Raw genomic sequence first — 21,951 nt, forward strand, 5'->3', positions numbered from 1 at the left:
TTTCAGCTCAATACACCGTAGCGGCGCAGCCATTCCGCCATCCGGCGCCAGGCGTCCTCGGCGTCCTGCTTGCGATAGCTTTGGCGGTAATCCGCGTGAAAACCGTGCGGCGCGTCAGGATAAATATGGAATTCGGCGGTCTTGCCGGCCGCGGCGAGCCGCGCTTGCATTTCCTCGACCTTGGCGACGGGAATGCTCTTGTCCTCCCCGCCATAAAGGCCCAGCACCGGCGCCTTCAGCTCCGGCGCGAGGTCCAGCGGGCTTTTCGGCCACAAGGGCTTGCGCTCGGGCGGATCGGCGAGCGTCCCGTAAAAGGCAACGCCCGCCTTGGGCGCGGCGCTTTCCGAACAATAAATCCACACTGTGCGGCCGCCGCGGCAAAAGCCGATGATGCCCAGTCGGTCGGTGTCGCCACCCTGCGCCTTGGCCCAGGCGACCGCGGCGTCGAGGTCGGAGATGAGTTCGGCGTCCGGCTTGGCGTTCACGATCGGCATGATCGCCGAGACGTCGGTCATTTTCGTCAGATCGACGCCGGAACGGAAATAATAATCCGGCGCGACCGCGAAGGCGCCAAGTTTCGCCAACCGCCGCGCGACGTCGCGGATATATTCGTGAAGGCCGAAAATCTCCATCGCGACCAGCACGACCGGAGGACGAGCGACGCCTTGAGGCCGCGCGAAATAGCCGGGCATTTCCCCGCCGGTTGTCGCGATGGTCGCGCCGCCGACGACGAGGCCCTGCGTATCGGTCGCAATGGGCGCCGCCCGCAATGGTCCCGCCGCAAGCGCATAGCCCCCCGCAGCCGATGCGGCCACGAAAGCGCGGCGCGACAGGGGCTTCGCGGTTGCGCAGTTCTGTGCAAATTCGGAAGGACTCATAATGACATCTCCGCGAGCGGACTCCTGAATAAATGGAGTATTTTGTCCCGCAGCCAAGCAAGAAGCAATCGCGGAGATTGTGGAGTGCGATAATCTGGCGGCCTGTAGCGACCGTTACGACCTGGGTCCCCGACGCCCTGTGGATGCCTGGCGGAACTGCAGCTTAAGATCACGCTCCACGATCGACAGGATGATAAAGCAAATTTATCCCTTGTAAAACCGGAAACAATCTATACGGTCTCGCCCGCCTTGAATCGCAACGTGGAGGTAAACTATTGAGGTCGGCGCCCATTGGGAAACCATTTCAGCCCCGAGCTCATTTGAAAAGGATCGTTCGACGATTGTTTAGCCTGAAGGGCGTTATGTTGCAGAATTCGCACACGAATTAAATCACATGCAAGAAACCTCAACAGCTTGGAAGCTGCGCGCCTTGGCGATCCGGTTGGCATCCATATACCGTCATCCGTTCAACCGTGAAAAGCGTCGTCAGCATCGCCGCCAACATCTCGAAATCCTCGAGGCCCAGGTCCAGACACCGGTCACGGGCGCCGCGTGGGGCAGGAGTCCGTTGCCGATCCGCCTCGCGGCCGTATGGCGCCATCCGCTCGATCGGGATAAGCGCCATCAATACAGAGCCAATTGCGTGGCCTCACTCGCCGCCCATCACGACCAAACGTCGTTTGCACCCGCCAGCGAGGGCGATCCATCCGACCTAAATGAGCAAGGCGCGTCGCCCGACCAAACGTCGTATGCTCCCGCCAGCGAGGGCGATCCATCCGACCGAAACGCGCAAGGCGCGTCGCCCGGCCAAAAGCTGGACGCGCTGACCATTCCCGTGCAGTACGGCAAGGCTCTATACCTGAAACGCTGTGAGCTTGCGGTCTTTCGCGCACTTACGGAAGGCGCGATTGAATTTCCATCTGTCGAGAAACCGTTCTTTTCTGTTGTTATTTCTGCCTTTAATAATTTTAGATATACGATAAGAGTTCTTGAGCTGCTCGAATATGCCGCTCGATACTCGAAAGAAAAGAAGGCCCTGGAGATCGAGGTCGTCGTTGTCGACAATGGCTCCAGCGACGAAACAGCGCACATCGAGGACTATGTAAAGGGCATCGTCCTTAAAAGAGTGACGCCAAACATAGGCTTTCCTCGCGCGTGCAATCTTGGCGCTTCGGTCGCCGGAGGCGAATATCTCATTTTCCTCAATAACGACATGGAACTTGAAGCGGATGTGTTTGTGCGCTTGTACGAGGCCGTTCAACGGGACAAATCCGAGGTGGCTTGCTTCGGAGCGGCGATCCTCCAGTTCGACGGCGCCTTTCAGGACCTGGGATCGGGTGTTTGGCGAGACGGGGTAGCTCAAGGATATTTCCGCGACGAACCGCCGACGCGTTATGCTTATGCTTATCCACGCGACGTTGATTATGTCGCAGGATGTTTCTTTTGCATATCGGCTGCGGAATTCCGTGAATTTAACGGATTCGACGAGTGCTTTTCACCCGGCTACTATGAGGAAACTGATTTATCGCTCCGGTTGTGGCGGGCTGGAAGACGCTCGAGGGTGTATCCTGACGTTCGAGTCTATCATCTCGAATATGGCGCGTTCTCAGCGGAAAGACCTCGCGCCTCGGTCGAATTGATGGAGCGAAACCAGCCAATCTTCGCGCAGAGGCACAAGGATTTCCTGGACAAAAGACCAGAGATCGCGCACGCGCCCGCCTGCCCCGTTCGGTATGACACCAATCGCCTCAGCGTCTTATTCATTGAAGATCGCATTCCCTCGCAGCGACTGGGGTCGGGCTACGGACGCGCAGAACTTGTCGTGCGTGAATTGCTCAAAAGATTCGACGTCGATATTTTTGCTTGCCACCAAATAGAAGACGACATTTTACCAATCGGGTTTAAGTATCTTAATATTTGGTACGGCCCAGCACACTCCAAACTTGATGACATCCTACAACGCCGCCACTACGACGTGGTTTACATAGGGCGCCCACACAATATATCACGCTATGAGGATGTGTTACGTAACTGGAGGCGCGGGGGCGGTACTATTATTTACGATACGGAGGCTGTTTATACTGTTCGCGATGTTTCCCGTGAGCAACGACTCGAAAGTTACGTTGAAATCGCGAGCAGCCCGAAATTCGCCGAACTGCTTGCTACTGAGTTGGAGCCAGCGAAGATTGCTGACGTCGTCATTGCCGTCAATGCGCACGAAACAGCCATCCTAAGGCAAAACCTCACTCAGACAGTCCACACCATCGGTCACTATATGGCAAATCGTCCCACGGCGACGGCGGCCAAGGATCGATCCGGGCTCTTGTTCGTAGGATCGCTGGCGGACGCGCAATCACCGAATTACGATAGCCTTGTTTGGTTTCTGGACCATGTTTGGCCGAAAATCCTCGCCGCTCGGCCGGCAGAATCGCTCCGCATTGCGGGCTACACGCGCGAAGAGACGCCGCTTGAGCCGCTCCTTCGCGACGGGGTTACGCTCGTTGGCCATGTCGAGGACCTTACCGACGAATATGCGCGCGCTCGCGTTTTCATCGCGCCGACCCGTTTCGCAGCTGGCGTACCCTTCAAGGTTCACGAGGCGTTCAGCTTTGGACTGCCTGTGGTAACCTCCCGGCTCATTGGCGAGCAGGTCGCAATCGACGGCTCGTTCGGCGGTTCTCTCGCGGCGACCGTAACGGACGATGGCAGCGAATTCGCGCAGGCCTGCCTCCAGATATTGCAGGACGAAAATCTCTGGAAGGAGAAACGGGCCGAGGCAATTGCTTACATGGAAGCGTATTGCAATCCGTCCAAGCTCGACATTGTGATCAACGCGCTTTTTGGCGCTATTCGACCCAGACCGCTCTCATCCGACTAATCTGAATGTTCTACAACCCTAATCTGACACACGGCGGAGGCGATTTCGCTTTGGCCTTTCCACCGCGCGCGCAACTGCCGTGGGAACAGCATGCTATAGTGAAATAGGGGCGAGAAGGTCAGGTTTCCGCGATGGAATTCTGGATGAGGGATGGCGCGCCACCATACCTGACCCGATTGATCCTAGGCCCCCGCACATTCGATCCTCCGCAAGAAGAGATTGCTCTGCGATCTTGAGCAAAATCGCTTGCGCCGCAGAACAAATCATGTACATTTGCAACCTACAAGCTGATTGCGCGGCGGGCCGCCGGCATGCCAAAAGGATGAAGCTGATGTCGCAAGCGAATCTCCGCCTCGTGGAAGGAACCTCCGTGGACAAGACCAAGGCTCTCGACGCCGCTTTGGCTCAGATCGAACGCGCCTTCGGCAAAGGGTCGATCATGCGGCTGGGCAAGAACCAGGCCGTCACGGAAATCGAAACCATTCCCACTGGTTCGCTCGGGCTCGACATCGCGCTCGGCGTCGGCGGCCTGCCGCGCGGCCGCATCGTCGAAATTTTTGGGCCGGAATCCTCCGGCAAGACCACGCTCGCTTTGCACACCATCGCCGAAGCGCAGAAGAAAGGCGGCGTCTGCGCCTTCGTGGACGCCGAACATGCGCTCGACCCGGTCTACGCCCGCAAGCTCGGCGTCCATCTCGACGATCTGCTGATCTCGCAGCCCGACACCGGCGAACAGGCTCTCGAAATCACCGACACTTTGGTCCGCTCCGGCGCCGTCGACGTGCTCGTGGTGGATTCTGTCGCCGCCCTCGTGCCCCGCGCGGAGATCGACGGCGAAATGGGCGAGGTGCAACCTGGCCTTCAAGCTCGTCTCATGAGCCAGGCCCTGCGCAAGCTCACCGCCTCGATCTCCAAGTCGCGGACCATGGTGATCTTCATCAACCAGATCCGCATGAAGATCGGCGTGATGTATGGCTCGCCGGAAACCACCACCGGCGGCAACGCCCTGAAGTTCTATGCCTCGGTGCGCCTCGACATTCGCCGTATCGGCGCGATCAAGGACCGCGAGGAGGTGATCGGCAACCAGACCCGCGTCAAGGTCGTCAAGAACAAGGTCGCGCCGCCCTTTAAACAGGTCGAATTCGACATCATGTATGGCGAAGGCGTCTCGAAATACGGCGAATTGGTCGACCTGGGCGTCAAGGCGGGCGTGGTCGAGAAATCCGGCGCGTGGTTCTCCTTCGACAGCCAGCGTCTTGGCCAGGGCCGCGAAAACGCCAAGACTTTTTTGAAAGCGAATCCGGAGGCCGCCGCCCGGATCGAGCAGACCATCCGCGAGAACGCGGGCCTGATCGCGGAGCGCATTCTCGACAATGTCGAGCCCGGCGCCGACGATCACGATTCCTGACGAGTCGCTCTGCGCGAAATCGCCGGAGCGAAGATAAATCGGCCGCCGCTCTCGACAGACCCTTGGCCTGCCTATAGATATTTTCGCCCGCTCCGCCCTGGATTTGTCGTGGCAATGAGGGGCGAGCGCGGAACGAGGCGGTAGATCGAGAGTATTCCATGAGCGGCGTCAACGAAATCCGGTCCACTTTTCTCGATTATTTCGTCAGAAACGGCCATTCGGTTGTCCAGTCCTCGTCGCTGGTGCCGCGCAACGACCCGACGCTGATGTTCACCAACGCCGGGATGGTTCCGTTCAAGAATGTCTTTACCGGCGCGGAAAAGCGTGATTACGTCCGCGCCACCTCGTCGCAGAAATGCGTGCGCGCGGGCGGCAAGCACAACGATCTCGACAATGTCGGCTATACCGCCCGGCACCATACTTTCTTCGAAATGCTCGGAAACTTCTCCTTCGGAGATTATTTCAAAGAGCAGGCGATCCTGCTCGCCTGGGACCTGATCATCAAGGAATTCGGCCTGCCCAGGGACCGGTTGCTGGTCACGGTCTATCACGACGACAACGAAGCCTTCGGCCTATGGAAAAAGATCGCGGGCTTTTCGGACGACCGGATCATTCGTATCGCGTCGAGCGACAATTTCTGGTCGATGGGCGAGACCGGCCCCTGCGGCCCCTGCTCCGAAATCTTCTATGACCAGGGCGAGGCCCTGCGCGGCGGTCCGCCCGGCAGCCCGGACGAGGACGGCGACCGTTTCCTGGAATTCTGGAATCTCGTCTTCATGCAATATGAGCAGGTCGCGCCGGGCGAGCGCATTCCCCTGCCGCGCCCTTCGATCGACACCGGCATGGGCCTCGAACGCATCGCCGCGCTGATGCAGGGCGTCCATTCCAATTTCGATATCGACCTGTTCCGCGCCTTGATCCGCGCCGTCGCCGACGCCACAGGCGTCGATCCCGACGGGCCGATGCAGGCCAGCCATCGCATCATCGCCGACCATCTCCGCGCCTCGGCTTTCCTGGTCGCGGACGGCGTCCTGCCGGCGAACGAGGGCCGCGGCTATGTTTTGCGCCGCATCATGCGCCGCGCCATGCGCCACGCCCAGATGCTCGGCGCCCGCGATCCGCTGATGTGGCGCCTCGTTCCCGCTCTCGTGCGCGAAATGGGCGCCGCCTTTCCCGAACTCGGGCGCGCCCAGGCGCTGATCGAGGAAACGCTGAAACTCGAAGAGACCCGCTTCCGGGTGACGCTCACGCGCGGCCTCGCCATCCTGGACGAGGAATCCCGGAACCTCCATGAAGGCCAGAACCTCTCCGGCGACGTCGCGTTCAAGCTTTACGACACCTATGGCTTCCCGCTCGACCTCACCCAGGAGGCACTTCGCGCGCGAAAAATCGGCGTGGACAAGGATCGTTTCGACACCGCCATGGCGCGCCAGCGCGCCGAGGCCCGCAAGGCCTGGACCGGCTCCGGCGAAGCCGCCACCGAATCCGTCTGGTTCGCGATTAAGGACAAGGTCGGCGCGACGGAATTTCTCGGCTACGAGGCCGAAAGCGCCGAAGGCATTGTCGTCGCTTTGCTGCGCGACGGCGTCGAACAGGACACGCTGAGAGCCGGCGAGAAGGGTTTTCTCGTCCTCAACCAGACGCCGTTTTATGCGGAATCGGGAGGTCAGGTCGGCGACACGGGAATTCTTCGCGCAGGGGCGACCCGGATTCGCGTCGAGAACACCGTGAAAAAGGTCGGCGATCTTTTTGTCCACGACGTCGTCGTCGAACAGGGCGAGGTCAAAAACGGCATGGCGCTCGAACTCGAAGTCGATCACGAGCGCCGCACGGCGATCCGCGCCAACCATTCCGCGACCCACCTGCTGCATGAGGCGCTGCGCGAAGTTCTCGGCGACCATGTGGCGCAAAAAGGCTCGCTGGTGGCGCCGGACCGGCTGCGCTTCGACTTCGCCCATCCCAAGCCGGTCACCGACCAGGAGCTGGCGGAGGTCGAGGACATCGCCAATCGCGTAATTCTTGAAAACGCCCCCGTCGCGACCCGCCTTATGGCGGTGGATGAGGCGATCACGTCCGGCGCGCGCGCATTGTTCGGGGAAAAATACGGCGACGAGGTTCGCGTCGTTTCCATGGGAGCCGGCGCCCGCCACCCCTTCTCGATCGAATTGTGCGGCGGTGTCCATGTTTCGCGCACCGGAGACATCGGTCTGGTGTCGATCGTCGGCCGCAGCGCGGTCGCGGCCGGCGTGCAACGCATCGAGGCCAAGACGGGAGAGGCGGCGCGCCGCCATCTCAACGCCGAGGCGCGGGTCCTGCACGATCTGTCCGGCCTGCTGCGAGCGCCCGTGGAGGACGCCGCCGACCGGCTGTCGGCGCTTCTGGAAGAGCGCAAGAAGCTTGAGCGCGAACTGGCCGAGGCCCGCAAGAAGCTTGCTATGGGCGGCGGCGCCGCGAGCGAACAGCCCATTCAAGAAATCGCGGGCGTGAAGCTTTTCTCGCGGGCGATTTCGGGCGTCGAGATGAAAGATCTCAAGTCGCTGGCCGATGAGGCGAAGCAGTCGATCGGCTCGGGCGTTGTCGCCATCATCGGCGTCGCCGAAGACGGCCGCGCTGGCGTCGTCGTCGGCGTCACCCCCGACCTGACCAAGAAATTCAACGCCGTCGACTTCGTGCGCCTTGCGTCGGAGAAGCTCGGCGGCAAGGGCGGCGGCGGACGGCCAGACATGGCGCAGGCCGGCGGCCCAGACGGCGCCGCGGCGGACCAGGCGCTCGCGGCCATCGCCGAAATGCTGGAGCAGCGCGCCGCCTCCTGACGAGGTCTCGCCGCCGGATCAGCGATGCTCGCGACGATGCAGGAAGGCGAGCCGCTCGAACAGATGCACGTCCTGCTCGTTCTTGAGCAGGGCGCCATGCAGCGGCGGAATGAGCTTGGACGTATCGCTCTCGCGCAATTGCTCGGGCGTGATGTCCTCGCTCAGCAGCAGCTTCAGCCAATCGAGCAATTCCGAGGTTGAGGGCTTCTTCTTGAGGCCGGGAACCTCGCGCATCTGGAAGAACAGACGCAACGCCTCTTCGACGAGATTTTTCTTCAGGCCTGGGAAATGCGCGGCGACAATGGCCTCCATCGTCGGCTTGTCGGGAAATTTTATGTAATGGAAGAAACACCGCCGCAGGAAGGCGTCGGGGAGTTCCTTCTCATTGTTCGAAGTGATGATGACGAGCGGGCGCCGCGTGGCGCGCACCGTTTCGCCCGTCTCGTAAACGTGGAACTCCATGCGGTCGAGTTCGAGTAGAAGGTCGTTGGGAAATTCGATATCGGCCTTGTCGATCTCATCGATCAGCAGCACCAGCCGCTCGTCGGCGGCGAAGGCCTCCCACAATTTGCCGCGCTTGATGTAATGGGCGATGTCTGCGACGCGCGGATCGCCGAGCTGCGAATCCCGCAAGCGAGAAACGGCGTCATATTCGTAGAGACCCTGCTGCGCCCGCGTGGTCGATTTGATGTGCCACGACAGCAGACGCGCCGATAGCGCACGGGCCACCTCCTCCGCGAGCACCGTCTTGCCCGTGCCCGGCTCCCCCTTCACCAGCAGCGGCCGCTCGAGCGTCAGCGCCGCATTGACCGCAACCTGCAAGTCCCTGGTCGCCACATAGGTGCTCGATCCCGCAAAACGCTTGTCCATTGACCACCCTTCGCCATGCGCCCGCAGCCGGACCGGAGGGCCACTTTGGCGCCGCAACAAGCGCTGGGCAAGCGGACGATCCGGCGCAAGCCGATTCGCGGCGCGCTCAAACCGCGATCGACGATCCGGCGGCGACAAAGCCCCCTACTTTCGAACGACATATCGTGAGTTGCACATGTTGCGACGCCACACTCATGCAAAAAAATGTGACATTTCTACAACTCAGGGCGATTGAATAACCCAAAATGGCGGAAACGTGGCCGGTGTGTCGCTCGGGTCCTATCCGAACGGGACTCGGTTTGCTTAACCTGTAGCCCTCGGATCACCCGTGCGAACGATATTGCGGTCTCCACCGAATACGCGGCACGGGAACGAAGTAAAATGCGTTTTCTTAGTAGCAGAAGCCCTCGGGAGGGGTATTCGAATGAACTTCAAGGCTAAACTCATTGGCGCCGCCATGGGCGCTCTCGGGCTCTGCGGCGTGAGCACCGCGGCGCTCGCCGGCTCCACCAACCCGCCGGGCGAGCGCGCCGGCCTCGACCTCGCGACCCCGCTGCCGGAAGGCGTCTACTTCGTGAACATCACGGGCGTGGGCAACTGGCGCGACGCGGTCACGGGCGCCGATTCGAACTTCTCGTACAACGTTCCGATCGTCGCCTGGTCGACGCCCTGGAACATCCTCGGCGGCCACGTCCAGTTGCTCGTCGCCGCGCCTGAACTGATGGCCGGCGAAAACTATGCTGACCCGCTCGCGCCCGGCTTCCGCAACAGCTTCTTCGCCCAGGCGATTTACAATCCCTTCGTCGCCGGTCAGTTGGCCTGGAATTTCGGCAACGGCTTCAGCGTTTCGTATTTGGCGGGCGCCTATATCGGTATTTCCGACGCCGGCAACTTCAACAACGCTTTCGACCGCACCACCTTCCACCAGCAACTGGCTCTCGCCTATCATGGCGGCGGCTGGAACGCGACCGCCAACTTGATGCTCGGCATCCTCGGCAACCAGGGCTCATGCTATGCCTTCGGCCCCGTCCCGAGCTGCCAAAACAACGACTATTTCAACTATGACCTCGCCCTGACCCACACCTTCGGCAAGTGGGAATTCGGTATGGTCGCCTTTGGTTCGACCGATTTCGGCGGCTACGGCGCCGGCTGGAACGCGTCCGGCATTTATCATGCTGCTTACGCGGAGCAGTCCCAGTTCGCCCTCGGTGGTCTGATGGGCTACAACTTCGGCCCGGTCATCACCCAGTTCATCGTGTCGACCGACGTCGCCACCTCGAACTACAACAACAAGCAGACCCAGTTCCTGGCTCACGTGATCATCCCGATCTGGAACCCGGAAACCCCGAAGGTCGTGACCGCCAAGTACTGATATCCTGATCAGTCTGGCCGATCCTCGGATCTGCAAATTACGCCGACGATGGCCCGCCATCGTCGGCTTTTCCTTTTTGCGCATTGGTACGACAGCGCGTCAGGTCCCGCCCTTTTCCTCGCCGGACCGATCCATTAACCTGGCAACGAAAGCCGACGCGCTCCGGGCTCCATCGCATGCTGATCAATTTCTTCACTTCACTGCGCGAGGCGCAAATCCCGGTCTCGCTGCGCGAATATCTCACCCTGTGCGAGGCCCTGTCGCGAGATCTAGCCGACAAATCGGTCGAGGAATTCTATTTCCTCGCCCGCTCTTGCCTGGTGAAGGACGAACGCAATCTCGACAAGTTCGACCGCGTGTTCGGCCAGGTTTTCAATGGCCTCGAATCGGGCGCCGATATGGTCGAGAAAGCGGAAATTCCTGCGGAATGGCTGAAGCAGTTGGCGGAAAAATTCCTCACCGAGGAGGAAAAGAAAGAGATTGCGGCGCTCGGCTGGGACAAGCTGATGGAGACCCTGAAAAAGCGCCTCGAAGAACAGAATGGACGCCACCAGGGCGGCAATAAATGGATCGGGACCGCCGGAACCTCGCCCTTCGGCGCCTATGGCTATAATCCGGAAGGCGTCCGCATCGGCCAGGACGGCAACAGGAATTTTCGCGCGGTCAAAGTGTGGGACAAGCGCGAGTTCAAGGATCTCGACGGGGCCGAGGAGCTGGGGCCGCGCAACGTCAAACTGGCGCTGCGTCGCTTGCGGAAGCTCGCGCGCACCGGCGCCGCCGACGAGTTGGACCTGGAGAGCACCATCGGGGCCACCGCCCGGCAGGGCTATCTCGACGTCAAGATGCGCCCCGAGCGCCGCAACGCCGTCAAGGTTCTGCTATTGCTGGACATCGGCGGATCGATGGACTGGCACATCCAGCAGGTCGAGGAGCTGTTCGCTGCGGCGCGCAGCGAATTCAAGCATCTCGAACATTTCTATTTCCACAATTGCCTCTATGAAAGCGTGTGGAAGGACAATCGGCGCCGCCATTCGGAACGGGTCGCGACCTGGGACCTGCTCCACACTTTTCCCCATGATTACAAGCTCATCTTTGTCGGCGACGCCGCGATGAGCCCCTATGAGATCGTCATGGCGGGCGGCTCGGTCGAACATCACAACGCCGAAGCGGGCAACGTCTGGCTCGAACGGGCGTTAGCGTGCTGGCCGCACGCGGTCTGGCTCAACCCGACGCCGGAATCCCATTGGGCCTATACCCAATCGATCGGCATGGTCCAGCGCATCATCGAAAACCGCATGTTTCCCCTGACGCTGGAAGGCATTGACGCGGCGATGAAGGAATTGGCCCGCTAAATCGGGAGCTCGTTCATTTGTTGCCTTCGGCCGCCGGCGCGTTAACAGCCTTCGACGGCGGCTCCGCCGCAGGCGTTGGCGTCGGCTGCGGCGCCTTCTCGGCCTTCGGCGTCTCCACGCCGAGCGCCTTCAGTCCGGCAACCGCGCCAAAATATTCGACGAAATTTTTGGGGCAAATGTCCGTCGCCTGACGCCAATGGGCTGCCGCCTCGTCACGCGCCTTTTTCGCCAACAGCCCGGCGCCGAGATAGAATTGCGCCTCGCAACGGTTCCCCGGCGTCCTGGCGACGGCGAGGAGCTTTTCGGCGTCAATCGCCCCGAGATCATATTGCACGACCGGCCAGGGCCAGGCGCCGTGCGAAAAGTTCGCCGCATGTTTCTTGAGCGCAGCCTTCTCTGCCGCCCCTTCACCAGCGAGGAAAAGCCACAGCGCGGGATAGGCGTTGCTCGGATCGAGCTTGAGCGCCTGCCGCCACGTCTCGCCCGCCTTGGCCTTGTCGCCCTTGAGATAGAAGGCGACGCCGCGATTGAAGACGGTGAAGGCGTCCTTGGGCGCGAGCGCGGTCGCCTTATCGTAATCCGCGATCGCCTTGTCCGGCTCGCCCTTGGCGAGCCATGCGCCGGCGCGTTCAACATAGGCGTTCGCGCTGCCGCCATTGAGTGCGACCGCCCGGTCGTAATCGGCCAGCGCCTTGTCGGTCTCACCTTTGGCGAGCAGGAGATTGCCGCGATCGGAGAAGATCGCCGCGTTCTTGGCGCCAAGCTCCACCGCCTTGTCGAAATCGGCCAGGGCCTTGTCGCTGGCGCCGCCGTCCTGCTCGATCATGCCTCGCGCCTGAAAGGCGACCGCATTCTTGCCGTCGAGCGCGATCGCCTTGTCGCAGTCCAGCAGCGCGTTGTCGCGCTGGCCGAGCCGGAACAAGGCGAAACAGCGGTTGGAATAGGCCCAGGCGATCTCCTCGCCCTTCCAATGGCCGGACCGGATCAGTACGCCGCAAGCTTTGGCGCGCGTCTGGGCGTCGCTCTTGCCGCCGGCGTCGGCGCAAGCCTCGGCCGCCGCCGATTGCCTTTTGGTTTGCGTTTCGGGAAGGATGCGCGGAACCATCAGATTCAGCAGGGGATCGTGCTGAGGGCCCCCGATCTCGCCTGACGGCGCATTTTGCGCGAACGCGACGCCGCACGAACCGATCGCCCCCACAATGGCCAGAAGCCAAACCGGAAATTTCATCCTTCCCCCCGCGGCGCCTGAATGCCTCGATTCGTCCGAGTTGATCAGCGTTAACGCATCGTTGGCCGGCGAAAAAGCCAAATTTTGGGCGAAGGCAGCGCCCGCCGAGCTATTGCCAGCCTGTCAAAAAGCGGTGCTAATTATGGCCTATGCGCCGCCTCATTCTCTTCCGCCATGCCGAAGCCGTCCATTCCTCCCGCTATCGCGACCACGAAAGGCCGTTGACCGACGCCGGCCGCAAGGACGCCGCCCGCGCCGGGGCGCGGCTGGCGGACTCCGCCTTGTCCATCGACCTCGTCCTGGTTTCCGATTCGCAGCGGACCCGCGAGACCTGGGACCTCGCCGGAGCCGCGCTGAAAGAGGCGCCGGAGGCCCGGCTCGAAAAGAAGCTTTACGAGGCCGAACGCCGCGACCTGATGAATCTGGCGCGCGAACAGCCGGATTCGGTAAAGACTTTAATCCTTGTCGGCCATAATCCGTCCATCGCGGAATTCGGCGTCCATTTCGCCGGGCGCGGCGAGCGCGAGGCGCTCAAACGGCTGGGCAAGGGTTTTCCCACCAGCGCGATCGCCGTCTTCGAGCTGGATGGCGTCGAATGGCGCAAATTGCGCTGGGGCGACGGCGACCTCGTCCATTTCTGGGCCTGAGCTTCAGCCAAAACGCCAAAGCTAAACACTCACTTCATGATATTTTTTACGATAAATCATACATTTGTGATTAATAATTCGATACAAGGATTAGGTGTGCGACGCGAAAGTTGAACGATATCGTGACAGCTCCTGTTTTCTTGATGTTTTTTCCAATTCTCCCCTTTTCTCGCGACGAATTCGGCGCCGACCGCCTATTCTTTCGACCATTCGTCCCTAAATTCGGCAAAGGTTCAGCCTGAACCCTTCGGAGCCCGCCTTGTCCGCCCTGACCACGTTTTTCAGCGAAGCCCGCAACAGCGCCGCCAATGTCGCGGAGCTGATGTCGCGCGGCCGGGGCTTGAGGCTCGGCGTCACCGGCCTGTCGCGCGCCGGCAAGACCGTCTTCATCACCGCCCTCGCCCAGCAGCTCACCACTTTGGCGAATGTCGCCGCCGAAGGCCGCAAGAACCCCCTGCCCGTGTTCCGCCTCGCCGCCGAGGGCCGGCTCATCTCCGGCCGGCTGGAGCCGCAGCCGGACGACAATGTGGCGCGCTTCGCCTTCGAGGATCATGTCGCCGCCTTGACCGGGCCGGACCGCCATTGGCCGCAATCGACCCGGCAAATCTCGGAACTCCGGCTGCGGCTCGATTTCGAGCAGCGGACCGGCTTTCGCCACGGCCCGTCGTCCTTCGTCATCGACATTGTCGATTATCCCGGAGAATGGCTGCTCGACCTGCCTTTGCTCGAAAAATCCTATGCGGAATGGTCGCGCGAGACTTATCAAGCCAGCGCCGGGGCGGCGCGGGCGCCGCTCGCCGCCGAATGGCGCGGCTTTTGCGTGGGGCTCGACCCCGCCGCCCCGGCCGACGAGGCCGTCGCGCGGCGCGCGACCGAACTTTTCACGGCCTATCTGAAGGCGGCGCGCGCCGAGACTTATGCTCTCTCCACCCTGCCGCCGGGCCGTTTTCTCATGCCGGGCGACCTCGAAGGCTCGCCCGCCCTCACTTTCGCCCCCCTGCCTCTGCCCGAGGACCATTCCATCGCCTCGGGCACGCTCGCGGCGATGATGGAGCGGCGCTACGAGGCCTATAAGAGCCATATCGTAAAGCCGTTCTTCCGCGATCATTTCGCGCGGCTCGACCGCCAGATCGTGCTGGTGGACGCGCTCGCGGCGCTCAATTCCGGCCCGGCCGCCCTGCGCGACCTCCAGCATGCGCTCGACGAGGTGCTCGCCGCCTTTCGCGTCGGGCGCCGCAATACGCTGACCCGCCTGTTCCGGCCGAAAATCGACAAAATCCTGGTCGCGGCGACCAAGGCGGACCATCTCCATCATCTCAGCCACGACCGGCTGGAAGCGATTTTGCGGCAAGTGACCGCCCGCGCCATTGCCCGCGCCGATTTCTCTGGCGCCAAAGTGGACGTCATCGCCCTCGCCGCCATGCGCGCCACGCGCGAGGCCGCCGTGCGGCGCGGAAGGGAAACCCTCGACGCCATCGTCGGCACGCCGATGGCCGGCGAAAAAATCGACGGGGAAGTCTTCGACGGCCAGACCGAGGCGGCGATCTTCCCCGGCCAATTGCCGGCCGACCCGCGCGAGGCTTTTCGCGGCGACGGCATCGCCGTGCCGGAGGCCGAGGCCGATGTCCGCTTCCTGCGCTTCCGCCCGCCGGTCCCAACCTTCGGGGCGGATGGCGAGCCGTTGCCGGCGCCCCATATCAGACTCGACCGCGCCTGCCAGTTCCTGTTCGGAGACCGGCTGTCATGACTGATGCGCCCAAATCGCGCCCGCGCGCTTTCCGCCTCGACGAGCTTGCGCCAGGGGAAACGCGCGATTTCGTGCTGGAGGAGCGCCCGGACGCCTATGAAGCCGAGGCCGCTTTACTGATCGGCGATCCCGGCGAGCGGGCGACGGAAGAGGCGCAGGCGCGCGGCTTTCTGCGCGGCGCCTCGTTCGGCTGGGGCGGGCTGCTGCTGTCCTCGATCGGGGGCCTCATCGCCTTTGCCTTCGGCCTTTGGCTCGATCAGCTGGTCGAATCGCTGTTCACGCGCTCCGCCGCTCTGGGCTTCATCGGCCTCGGTCTCGCCGGGCTCGCGCTGCTGGCGCTCGCCGCCCTCGTCGGGCGCGAGGCGCGGGCCATTTTTCGCCAGCGCAAGGTCGCGCTGCTGCACAAGGCCCTGGCGCTCGCCCATGAAACCGACGACCGCGAGATGGCGCGGGCGAAAGTCGGCGAACTTGCCGCGCTTTACGACGGCCGGCCCGCGCTCGCGGCGGCCCGCGCCCATCTTGCCGATTTGCGCGGCGAGATCGTGGACGGGCGCGACCTGATCGACATTGCCGAACGGCGGTTGATGCCCTCGCTCGACGCCGCCGCGCGCCAGGAGATCGCGGGCGCGGCCAAACGGGTGTCGCTGGTCTCGGCGATCAGCCCGCGCGCCACGATCGACATGATTTTCGTCGCCGGCCAGGCTCTGCGCCTGATCCGGCGGATTTCCGAAATCTATGGCGGGCGCCCCGGAATGCTCGGCGCCTGGCGGCTGGCGCGGGCGGTCGGCTCCCATCTCGCCATCACCGGCGGCATGGCCTTCACCGACGGGCTGGCCCAGCAGATCATCGGCCACGGCCTCGCCGCCAGGATTTCGGCGCGGCTGGGCGAAGGCGTGGTCAATGGAACCCTGACGGCGCGAATCGGCCTTTCCGCGATCTCGGTCTGCCGGCCCATGCCCTTCTTCGCCGAAAAATCGCCGTCCTTGCGCGATGTGGCGCCGTTTCTGTTCAGCGATCCCGCAAAAGACGAGGGCGTGAAGCGCTGAAGCAGCGTGCGAAAGAGCGGATCGCGGCTTTTGAAGAAAACGCTGCGGAAACGAAGGAATCCGGCGTCGATTGCGCTTTGGCTCTAGCCCTGACGCTCGGGCGTCTCGACCACGATCCCATCCAGTTCGGCGGTCAGGCTGATCTGGCAGGACAGGCGGGAATTCGGGCGCGGATCGACCGCGAAATCGAGCATGTCGGATTCCATCGGGCTCACGGCCGGCAGTTTTTCGAACCATTCCGGCGCGACATAGACATGGCAGGTGGCGCAGGCGCAGGCTCCGCCGCATTCCCCGACGATTTCGTCGATCCCATGCTTGACCGCCGTCTCCATCACCGTCATGCCGGGTTCGGCTTCGATCTCGCGCCGCTCGCCGGCGGAACTGACATAAACGACCTTGACCATGCAGAATTTCCCGAATCTGGCGTCGGGCTTTTCTAAAGGGGTTTTTTGCGCTTCGCCACTGTCGCGCTTGAGAAAAATCGCCGCAGCTTCAAATCTCGCCGGAAAACGATTCGGGATTGAGGGCGCGATGGGCGGCGGCCACCATTTCCGGCGCTTTGCCGGCGGCCGCGGCGAAATCCGTCAGGGTCTTTTCATGGCCGGCGACAAAGGCGAGGACCCCGGCCAGAAAGCCCGGTTCCGCCGCCGCCGCGCGCAAGGAAGCGACTTCGAGCCCGGTCAGGCCGAGAAAACGCGTCAGCAGCTCGGGATCGCCGGCCAGAAAGCCAAGGGCCTCGATGGCGATGGATTCGGCCTCGTCGCGGGCGACCGGGCGGGGAGCTGCGGAGCGAAGGATCAAGGCGGCGACGATTCCTGTTAACTTATTGCGCCAGAATCAATCCGAATTTTTGTTTCGTCAATTTCTGTCGCATAGATTCCGGCAGAACGGCGGCGCGAACTCGCGCCGCGGCGGCTTGCGCGAGGGGCAATGAAAAAGACCGTTCTCATCGTCGAGGACAATGAGCTGAACATGAAGCTCTTCAACGATCTGTTGGAGGCGCATGGCTATGCGACTGTCCAGACCAAGAGCGGAGTCGAAGCGGTCGGCCTCGCCCGCCAGCACCGGCCCAACCTGATTTTGATGGACATTCAGCTCCCCGAGGTCTCCGGCCTCCAGGTCACCCAATGGCTGAAGGACGATCCCGAACTCGCCCATATTCCCGTGGTCGCCATCACCGCCTTCGCCATGAAGGGCGATGAGGAAAAGATCCGCCAGGGCGGCTGCGAGGCTTATTTGTCGAAACCGATTTCGGTCGTGAAATTTTTGGAAACAGTCCGGAATTATATTGGCGATCAATGACCCGAGCGTTTTCCGGGGCGATTTGAAAGGACCGGCCCATGACGGCCCGCGTGCTGGTTGTCGACGACGTCATTCCCAATCTCAAGCTCCTCGAAGCGCGGCTGACGGCGGAATATTTCGACGTTGTCACCGCCACCAACGGCTATGAGGCGCTGAAAATCTGCGAGAGGGGCGAATGCGACATCGTCCTGCTCGACGTGATGATGCCGGGCATGGACGGCTTCGAGGTCTGCCGCAGGCTCAAGAACAACCCCGCAACCCTCCACCTGCCGGTCGTCATCGTGACCGCGCTCGATGAGACCGCCGACCGCGTGCGCGGTCTCGAAGCCGGCGCCGACGACTTTCTGACCAAGCCGATAGACGAAATCGCACTGATCGCCCGCGTCCGTTCGCTGGCGCGGCTGAAACTCGTGACGGACGAATTGCGCAACCGCGCCGAAACCTCGGCCAGCCTCGGCGTCTCGGGCGCCGTGCGCCACGCGCTGGACGACGGCCAGGGCGGCAGCGTGCTGCTGGTCGAGGACCGCCCCCATTCGGCCCAGCGCATCCTGTCCGCCTTGCGCGGCCGCTATCAGGTCGATGTCGAAACCGAGGCCCATCAGGCCCTGTTCACCGCCGCCGAGCAAGACTATCAGCTGGTCATCGTCAGCCTCGGCCTGGCGGATTTCGACGGCCTTCGCCTGTGCAGCCAGTTGCTCTCGCTCGACCGCACCCGCAACACGCCGCTCCTGATCATCGTCGATCTCGAAGACCGTCAACGCATATTGCGCGGCCTCGATCTCGGGGTGAACGATTACATCGTCCGCCCCGTCGATCCCAATGAGATCATCGCGCGCGTGCGCACTCAAATCCGCCGCAAGCGCTATGCCGACGCCTTGCGCTCGAATGTTCGGGAGGCGATGGAGCTGGCGGTGCTCGATCCGCTCACCGGCCTCAACAACCGGCGCTATCTCGAAACCCATCTCGGCGGGCTCCTGGACCAGGCAGCTGAGCGCGGCCGGCCGGTCGCGATCATGATGCTCGATGTCGATCACTTCAAGCGAGTGAACGACACCTATGGCCACGAAGCCGGCGACGAAGTGCTGAAAACCTTCGCCGACCGGATCAGGCGCAAGGTCCGCAGCGCCGACCTCATGTGCCGTCTGGGCGGCGAGGAATTCGTCGTCGTCATGCCCGACACCAGATTGACCACGGCGCAATGCGTCGGCGAGCGCATCCGCGCGGCGGTAGCCGGAACCCCTTTCCCGGTCAAAAGCGGCGACCGCGCGATCCCGATCACCGTCTCGATCGGCGTCGCCGATTCGCTTGGCGGCGAACCGATCGACGCCCTGCTGCGGCGCGCGGACCAGGCGCTCTATCTCTCCAAGAACGCCGGCCGCAACCGCGTCACCGCGACGGCGGCGTAAGCCCGACGCCGATGCGTCGGACCAGGAATTGGCGTCAGATCATCTCCTGCGCATGTTTTTTCAACCGATATTCGAATTGCCCGCGCCGCATTTTCAGGAGGCGCGCGGCGGCGGAGAGATTGCCGTTCGCCTGTTGCAACGCCGCCCGGAGCAGATCGCGCTCCAGCGCCTCGAAGGAATAAAAATCGGCCAGGATCGCTTCAACGAGCGGCGCGGGCGCCTCTTCGGCGCCGTCGCGCGGGGCGCCGTCGAGGCCCACCTCGAAACTGGCGGCGCGGAACTCCTCGCCTCCCGTGAACAAATGGCGGATGTCGATCGCCTCGTGGTCGTCGCACAGGATCACCGCGCGCTCGATGATATTTTCCAGCTCCCGCACATTGCCGGGCCAGTCATAATCCCAAAGCGCGCGATGGGCGCGACGGGTGAATCCGGCGATGCGTTTGTCATATTGGCTGGAAATACGCTGGATGAAAAATGAGACGAGCAGCGGAATGTCGTCGCGCCGATGGCGCAGCGGCGGGATCGAGACCGGATAGACATTGATGCGATAGAACAGATCGGCGCGAAAGCGGCCTTCGGCCACTTCCTTGCGCAGGTCCTGATTGGCGGCCGCGACGATGCGGACGTCCACCTTGCGGACGCGGGTGTCGCCCACGCGCTCGATCTCCCGCTCCTGGAGCGCGCGCAGCAATTTGCCCTGGGCCGGCAGCGGCAGGCTGGCGATCTCGTCGAGAAACAGCATGCCGCCGTCGGCGCGCTCGAAACGCCCCGGACGCGCTCTGTCCGCGCCGGTATAGGCGCCGCGCTCGACGCCGAACAATTCGGATTCGACCAGCTCCTGCGGAATGGCCGCGCAATTCACCGCGACGAAGGGCTTGTCGGCGCGCCGGCTCATCGCATGAAGCGCCCGCGCGAAACGCTCCTTGCCGACGCCGCTCTCGCCCAGGAACAGGACGGTGGCGTCGGCGCGCGCCGCCCGCCGGACCATGTCGGCCGCCGCCTTGAAGCCGGCCGAGGAGCCGACGAAATTGTCGAAAGCCTCGCCGATCGGCCCCGCCCCGGCGCCGGGCGCGGCCAGCGGCGTCAATTGCAACAGGCCGGCCTCGTCCTCGTCGAGATTGCGCCAGTCCGCGAGCGCGCGGCCGACGACCCGGCAGCGGCTATGGCCCATGGCGACGCATTCCAGCTCCCGCCACAGGATCGGCATGCCGGTCACCGCCGTGCAATAGCCATTGGCGTAGCCCACCATCATCCAGCAGGCGGGCTCGCCGCTCGGGCCGCAATGATCGAGATGCGCCTGAGCCTCGAAGGAGGCGCTCCAGAAATAATTGCCCCAGAAGGCGCCGCGCTCGCCGTCGCACACCATGGCGTCGATCGGATGGTTGCGGACGAATCCCTCCATTTCGCGCAGCCGCGGCCCCATGGAGAGCATTTCGTCGACCTTGCGCCGGCAATTGTCCTCGCGAATGCGGACGCCGTCGTCGAAGCCCTGCTGATAGCCGAGGCGCATCATGATCTCGCGCGCCTGCCCGAGTCCCAGCCGTTCGATCAATTCCCGCCGCAAATCGGCGAAGGCGGCCGCGTGGAACAGCAGCATGCGCTGGCCATAGAGCAGGATATGGCCGGCGTCCGGCGAAAAATGCAGATGCTCGCGAAGCGCGCGATCAAGATCGCCGCCCGTTTCACTCGGCGTCCGCGAGGCGCCAGGGCCGTTCGTCTTGGACATGCGTCCTCCCGGTTTTCTTGGGTCCGCCCGGATTTTTCGGGTCCGCCCGGATTTTCCGCCAGCGTTTCATGAAATCCGGAACACGAAAAGACGATATTCTCTGAAATCTCGAAAATTGCTCCGCGCGATAAGGGGCTCGGCGCCACACCTTCGTTCAACAAATTGATTTATCGTTATTTTTAATTCATGGCACGTTTCTCGCCGTTAAGGACGGGCAAAGCGGCGGCTTTCACGAATTCAAAAAAACAGCCGCGCCAACACGGCCCGAACCGGGTCAGGGAGAACGCCGATGTCACATTCAGGCTTGGCCGTCGCCGACGGCTGGCTTCAGGCGATTGTCGCCCGGAAAACGACCGAGGCCGAGGATATCGTCCGTCTGTCGCTGCGCCCGGAGGGCGGCGTCGCCCTGCCCCCATTCGAGGCGGGCGCCCATATCGAAATCGCCCTGCCCAACGGCCTGATCCGCCCTTATTCCCTGTGTAACGCGGCGCATGAGGCGGGACGATATGAAATCGCCGTCTTGCTGGAGCGCGAGGGGCGCGGCGGATCGCTCGCCGCCCACGGCCTCGTCGAGGGGCAGGCCCTGCCCGTGCGTCCCCCGCGCAATTTCTTTCCTCTGGCGCCGGACGGCTACAGTCTTTTGATCGCCGGCGGCATTGGAATCACGCCGCTGCTCGCCATGGCGGAAACGCTGGCCGACGCGGGTCGCGGCGTAGAGCTGCACGCCTGCGCCCGCAGCGAGCGCCGCGCCGCGTTCCGCGCCCGGCTCGCCGCCGCGCCTTTCGCCGCCAGCGTCCGCTGGCATTTCGACGATGGCGCGCCGGACCAGAAATTCGACATCGGCGCGGTTCTCGCCGGAGCGCCCGAAGACGCGCGACTTTATGTCTGCGGCCCCCAGGGCTTCATGGATCATGTGCTGGGCGCCGCCCGCGCCCGCGGCTGGCCGGAAGACAGACTGCATTACGAATATTTCGCCGCCGCGCCGTCGCCGGCGGAAGGCGACCGGCCGTTCCGGATCGTGCTCGCGCGCAGCGGCCGAACCATCGACGTGCCGGCCGGCGTCACCGCCGCCCAGGCCATGGCCGAGGCCGGCGTCGAGCCGCCGCTCTCCTGTGAACAGGGCGTGTGCGGGACCTGCCTGCTGCCGGTGATCGAGGGGCAGCCCGATCATCGCGACCATTTCCAGAATCCCGCCGAACGCGCCGCCAACACCCATTTCGCGGCCTGCTGCTCGCGCGCGGTCACGCCGCGCCTGGTGCTCGATTTCTGACCGGTTCG

General features: G+C 63.0%; 17 protein-coding genes. 11 read left to right on the plus strand and 6 right to left on the minus strand.

The genetic code is table 11. The features are described 5' to 3' along the window. Window positions 1–2: 2 nt before the first annotated feature. Complete coding sequence (locus K2U94_RS13550) at window positions 3–878, minus strand: dienelactone hydrolase family protein (RefSeq protein ID WP_243067714.1); 876 nt, start codon at window positions 876–878, stop codon at window positions 3–5. A 394-nt stretch (window positions 879–1,272) separates the two neighbouring features. On the opposite strand from K2U94_RS13550, the gene K2U94_RS13555 reads away from it, so the two are divergent. The 3 genes from K2U94_RS13555 (at window position 1,273) to alaS (ending at window position 7,977) form a co-directional block, all read left to right on the plus strand. Continuing rightward, a complete protein-coding gene (locus K2U94_RS13555) occupies window positions 1,273–3,756 on the plus strand; it encodes a glycosyltransferase (protein ID WP_243067715.1) in 2,484 nt (827 codons plus the stop codon). Window positions 3,757–4,087: 331 nt separating this feature from the next. Then, a complete protein-coding gene (gene recA, locus K2U94_RS13560) occupies window positions 4,088–5,164 on the plus strand; it encodes a recombinase RecA (protein WP_243067716.1) in 1,077 nt (358 codons plus the stop codon). Between the two features lie 158 nt (window positions 5,165–5,322). Then, window positions 5,323–7,977 (plus strand): alanine--tRNA ligase, encoded by a 2,655-nt coding sequence (gene alaS / locus K2U94_RS13565; RefSeq protein WP_243067717.1) that lies wholly within the window; start codon window positions 5,323–5,325, stop codon window positions 7,975–7,977. Window positions 7,978–7,995: 18 nt separating this feature from the next. Here the strand turns inward: alaS and K2U94_RS13570 are convergent, their stop codons facing one another. Next, window positions 7,996–8,847, minus strand: a complete 852-nt coding sequence (locus tag K2U94_RS13570) for an AAA family ATPase (RefSeq protein ID WP_243067718.1) — start codon at window positions 8,845–8,847, stop codon at window positions 7,996–7,998. A 424-nt stretch (window positions 8,848–9,271) separates the two neighbouring features. Between K2U94_RS13570 and K2U94_RS13575 the strand changes: the two genes are divergently transcribed. Both K2U94_RS13575 and K2U94_RS13580 read left to right on the plus strand, forming a co-directional pair. Then, window positions 9,272–10,219 carry a transporter gene (locus tag K2U94_RS13575; protein ID WP_243067719.1) on the plus strand — a complete coding sequence of 316 codons (948 nt, stop codon included), beginning with the start codon at window positions 9,272–9,274 and terminating at the stop codon, window positions 10,217–10,219. A gap of 176 nt (window positions 10,220–10,395) precedes the next feature. Continuing rightward, window positions 10,396–11,571, plus strand: a complete 1,176-nt coding sequence (locus tag K2U94_RS13580) for a vWA domain-containing protein (RefSeq protein ID WP_243067720.1) — start codon at window positions 10,396–10,398, stop codon at window positions 11,569–11,571. Window positions 11,572–11,584: 13 nt separating this feature from the next. Here K2U94_RS13580 and K2U94_RS13585 read toward each other — a convergent pair whose 3' ends face one another. Further along, on the minus strand, window positions 11,585–12,799 hold the full coding sequence (locus K2U94_RS13585; RefSeq protein ID WP_243067721.1) for a tetratricopeptide repeat protein: 1,215 nt from the start codon (window positions 12,797–12,799) through the stop codon (window positions 11,585–11,587). Between the two features lie 149 nt (window positions 12,800–12,948). Here K2U94_RS13585 and K2U94_RS13590 point away from each other — a divergent pair, with 149 nt between their 5' ends. From K2U94_RS13590 to K2U94_RS13600, 3 genes are all read left to right on the plus strand, one after another. Then, window positions 12,949–13,446 carry a SixA phosphatase family protein gene (locus K2U94_RS13590; protein WP_243067722.1) on the plus strand — a complete coding sequence of 166 codons (498 nt, stop codon included), beginning with the start codon at window positions 12,949–12,951 and terminating at the stop codon, window positions 13,444–13,446. Window positions 13,447–13,705: 259 nt separating this feature from the next. Then, the gene (locus K2U94_RS13595) at window positions 13,706–15,193 is read left to right on the plus strand and encodes a YcjX family GTP-binding protein (RefSeq protein ID WP_425332525.1); all 1,488 of its coding nucleotides are present in this window, start codon (window positions 13,706–13,708) and stop codon (window positions 15,191–15,193) included. Continuing rightward, complete coding sequence (locus tag K2U94_RS13600) at window positions 15,190–16,239, plus strand: YcjF family protein (RefSeq protein WP_243067723.1); 1,050 nt, start codon at window positions 15,190–15,192, stop codon at window positions 16,237–16,239. The genes K2U94_RS13595 and K2U94_RS13600 overlap by 4 nt, the downstream gene beginning before the upstream one ends. An 83-nt stretch (window positions 16,240–16,322) precedes the next feature. Here the strand turns inward: K2U94_RS13600 and K2U94_RS13605 are convergent, their stop codons facing one another. Continuing rightward, on the minus strand, window positions 16,323–16,643 hold the full coding sequence (locus K2U94_RS13605; RefSeq protein WP_243067724.1) for a 2Fe-2S iron-sulfur cluster-binding protein: 321 nt from the start codon (window positions 16,641–16,643) through the stop codon (window positions 16,323–16,325). Window positions 16,644–16,731: 88 nt separating this feature from the next. Then, window positions 16,732–17,040 carry a DUF3572 domain-containing protein gene (locus K2U94_RS13610; RefSeq protein WP_243067725.1) on the minus strand — a complete coding sequence of 103 codons (309 nt, stop codon included), beginning with the start codon at window positions 17,038–17,040 and terminating at the stop codon, window positions 16,732–16,734. 129 nt (window positions 17,041–17,169) lie between these two features. Here K2U94_RS13610 and K2U94_RS13615 point away from each other — a divergent pair, with 129 nt between their 5' ends. Then, window positions 17,170–17,541: a response regulator gene (locus K2U94_RS13615; protein ID WP_243067726.1), complete on the plus strand. Its 372-nt coding sequence runs from the start codon at window positions 17,170–17,172 to the stop codon at window positions 17,539–17,541. A gap of 38 nt (window positions 17,542–17,579) precedes the next feature. Next, window positions 17,580–18,947, plus strand: coding sequence for a PleD family two-component system response regulator (locus K2U94_RS13620; RefSeq protein WP_243067727.1), 1,368 nt, complete (start codon window positions 17,580–17,582; stop codon window positions 18,945–18,947). A 34-nt stretch (window positions 18,948–18,981) separates the two neighbouring features. Here K2U94_RS13620 and K2U94_RS13625 read toward each other — a convergent pair whose 3' ends face one another. Beyond that, window positions 18,982–20,673, minus strand: coding sequence for a sigma-54-dependent Fis family transcriptional regulator (locus K2U94_RS13625; RefSeq protein WP_243067728.1), 1,692 nt, complete (start codon window positions 20,671–20,673; stop codon window positions 18,982–18,984). A 289-nt stretch (window positions 20,674–20,962) separates the two neighbouring features. Between K2U94_RS13625 and K2U94_RS13630 the strand changes: the two genes are divergently transcribed. Next, window positions 20,963–21,943, plus strand: coding sequence for a PDR/VanB family oxidoreductase (locus K2U94_RS13630; protein WP_243067729.1), 981 nt, complete (start codon window positions 20,963–20,965; stop codon window positions 21,941–21,943). Window positions 21,944–21,951 lie beyond the last annotated feature (8 nt).

This window comes from Candidatus Rhodoblastus alkanivorans, from assembly GCF_022760755.1.
In the GTDB taxonomy this organism is placed as follows: Bacteria; Pseudomonadota; Alphaproteobacteria; order Rhizobiales; family Beijerinckiaceae; genus Rhodoblastus; species Rhodoblastus alkanivorans.

What these genes read in the sequence shown, in the direction of transcription:
- K2U94_RS13570 (WP_243067718.1), bottom strand. Translation starts at nt 8,847, where the DNA reads ATGGACAAGCGTTTTGCGGGATCGAGCACCTATGTGGCGACCAGGGAC.
- K2U94_RS13575 (WP_243067719.1), top strand. Translation starts at nt 9,272, where the DNA reads ATGAACTTCAAGGCTAAACTCATTGGCGCCGCCATGGGCGCTCTCGGG.
- K2U94_RS13615 (WP_243067726.1), top strand. Translation starts at nt 17,170, where the DNA reads ATGAAAAAGACCGTTCTCATCGTCGAGGACAATGAGCTGAACATGAAG.
- recA (WP_243067716.1), top strand. Translation starts at nt 4,088, where the DNA reads ATGTCGCAAGCGAATCTCCGCCTCGTGGAAGGAACCTCCGTGGACAAG.
- K2U94_RS13625 (WP_243067728.1), bottom strand. Translation starts at nt 20,673, where the DNA reads ATGTCCAAGACGAACGGCCCTGGCGCCTCGCGGACGCCGAGTGAAACG.
- K2U94_RS13600 (WP_243067723.1), top strand. Translation starts at nt 15,190, where the DNA reads ATGACTGATGCGCCCAAATCGCGCCCGCGCGCTTTCCGCCTCGACGAG.
- alaS (WP_243067717.1), top strand. Translation starts at nt 5,323, where the DNA reads ATGAGCGGCGTCAACGAAATCCGGTCCACTTTTCTCGATTATTTCGTC.
- K2U94_RS13590 (WP_243067722.1), top strand. Translation starts at nt 12,949, where the DNA reads ATGCGCCGCCTCATTCTCTTCCGCCATGCCGAAGCCGTCCATTCCTCC.
- K2U94_RS13620 (WP_243067727.1), top strand. Translation starts at nt 17,580, where the DNA reads ATGACGGCCCGCGTGCTGGTTGTCGACGACGTCATTCCCAATCTCAAG.
- K2U94_RS13580 (WP_243067720.1), top strand. Translation starts at nt 10,396, where the DNA reads ATGCTGATCAATTTCTTCACTTCACTGCGCGAGGCGCAAATCCCGGTC.
- K2U94_RS13555 (WP_243067715.1), top strand. Translation starts at nt 1,273, where the DNA reads ATGCAAGAAACCTCAACAGCTTGGAAGCTGCGCGCCTTGGCGATCCGG.
- K2U94_RS13605 (WP_243067724.1), bottom strand. Translation starts at nt 16,643, where the DNA reads ATGGTCAAGGTCGTTTATGTCAGTTCCGCCGGCGAGCGGCGCGAGATC.
- K2U94_RS13585 (WP_243067721.1), bottom strand. Translation starts at nt 12,799, where the DNA reads ATGAAATTTCCGGTTTGGCTTCTGGCCATTGTGGGGGCGATCGGTTCG.
- K2U94_RS13550 (WP_243067714.1), bottom strand. Translation starts at nt 878, where the DNA reads ATGAGTCCTTCCGAATTTGCACAGAACTGCGCAACCGCGAAGCCCCTG.
- K2U94_RS13630 (WP_243067729.1), top strand. Translation starts at nt 20,963, where the DNA reads ATGTCACATTCAGGCTTGGCCGTCGCCGACGGCTGGCTTCAGGCGATT.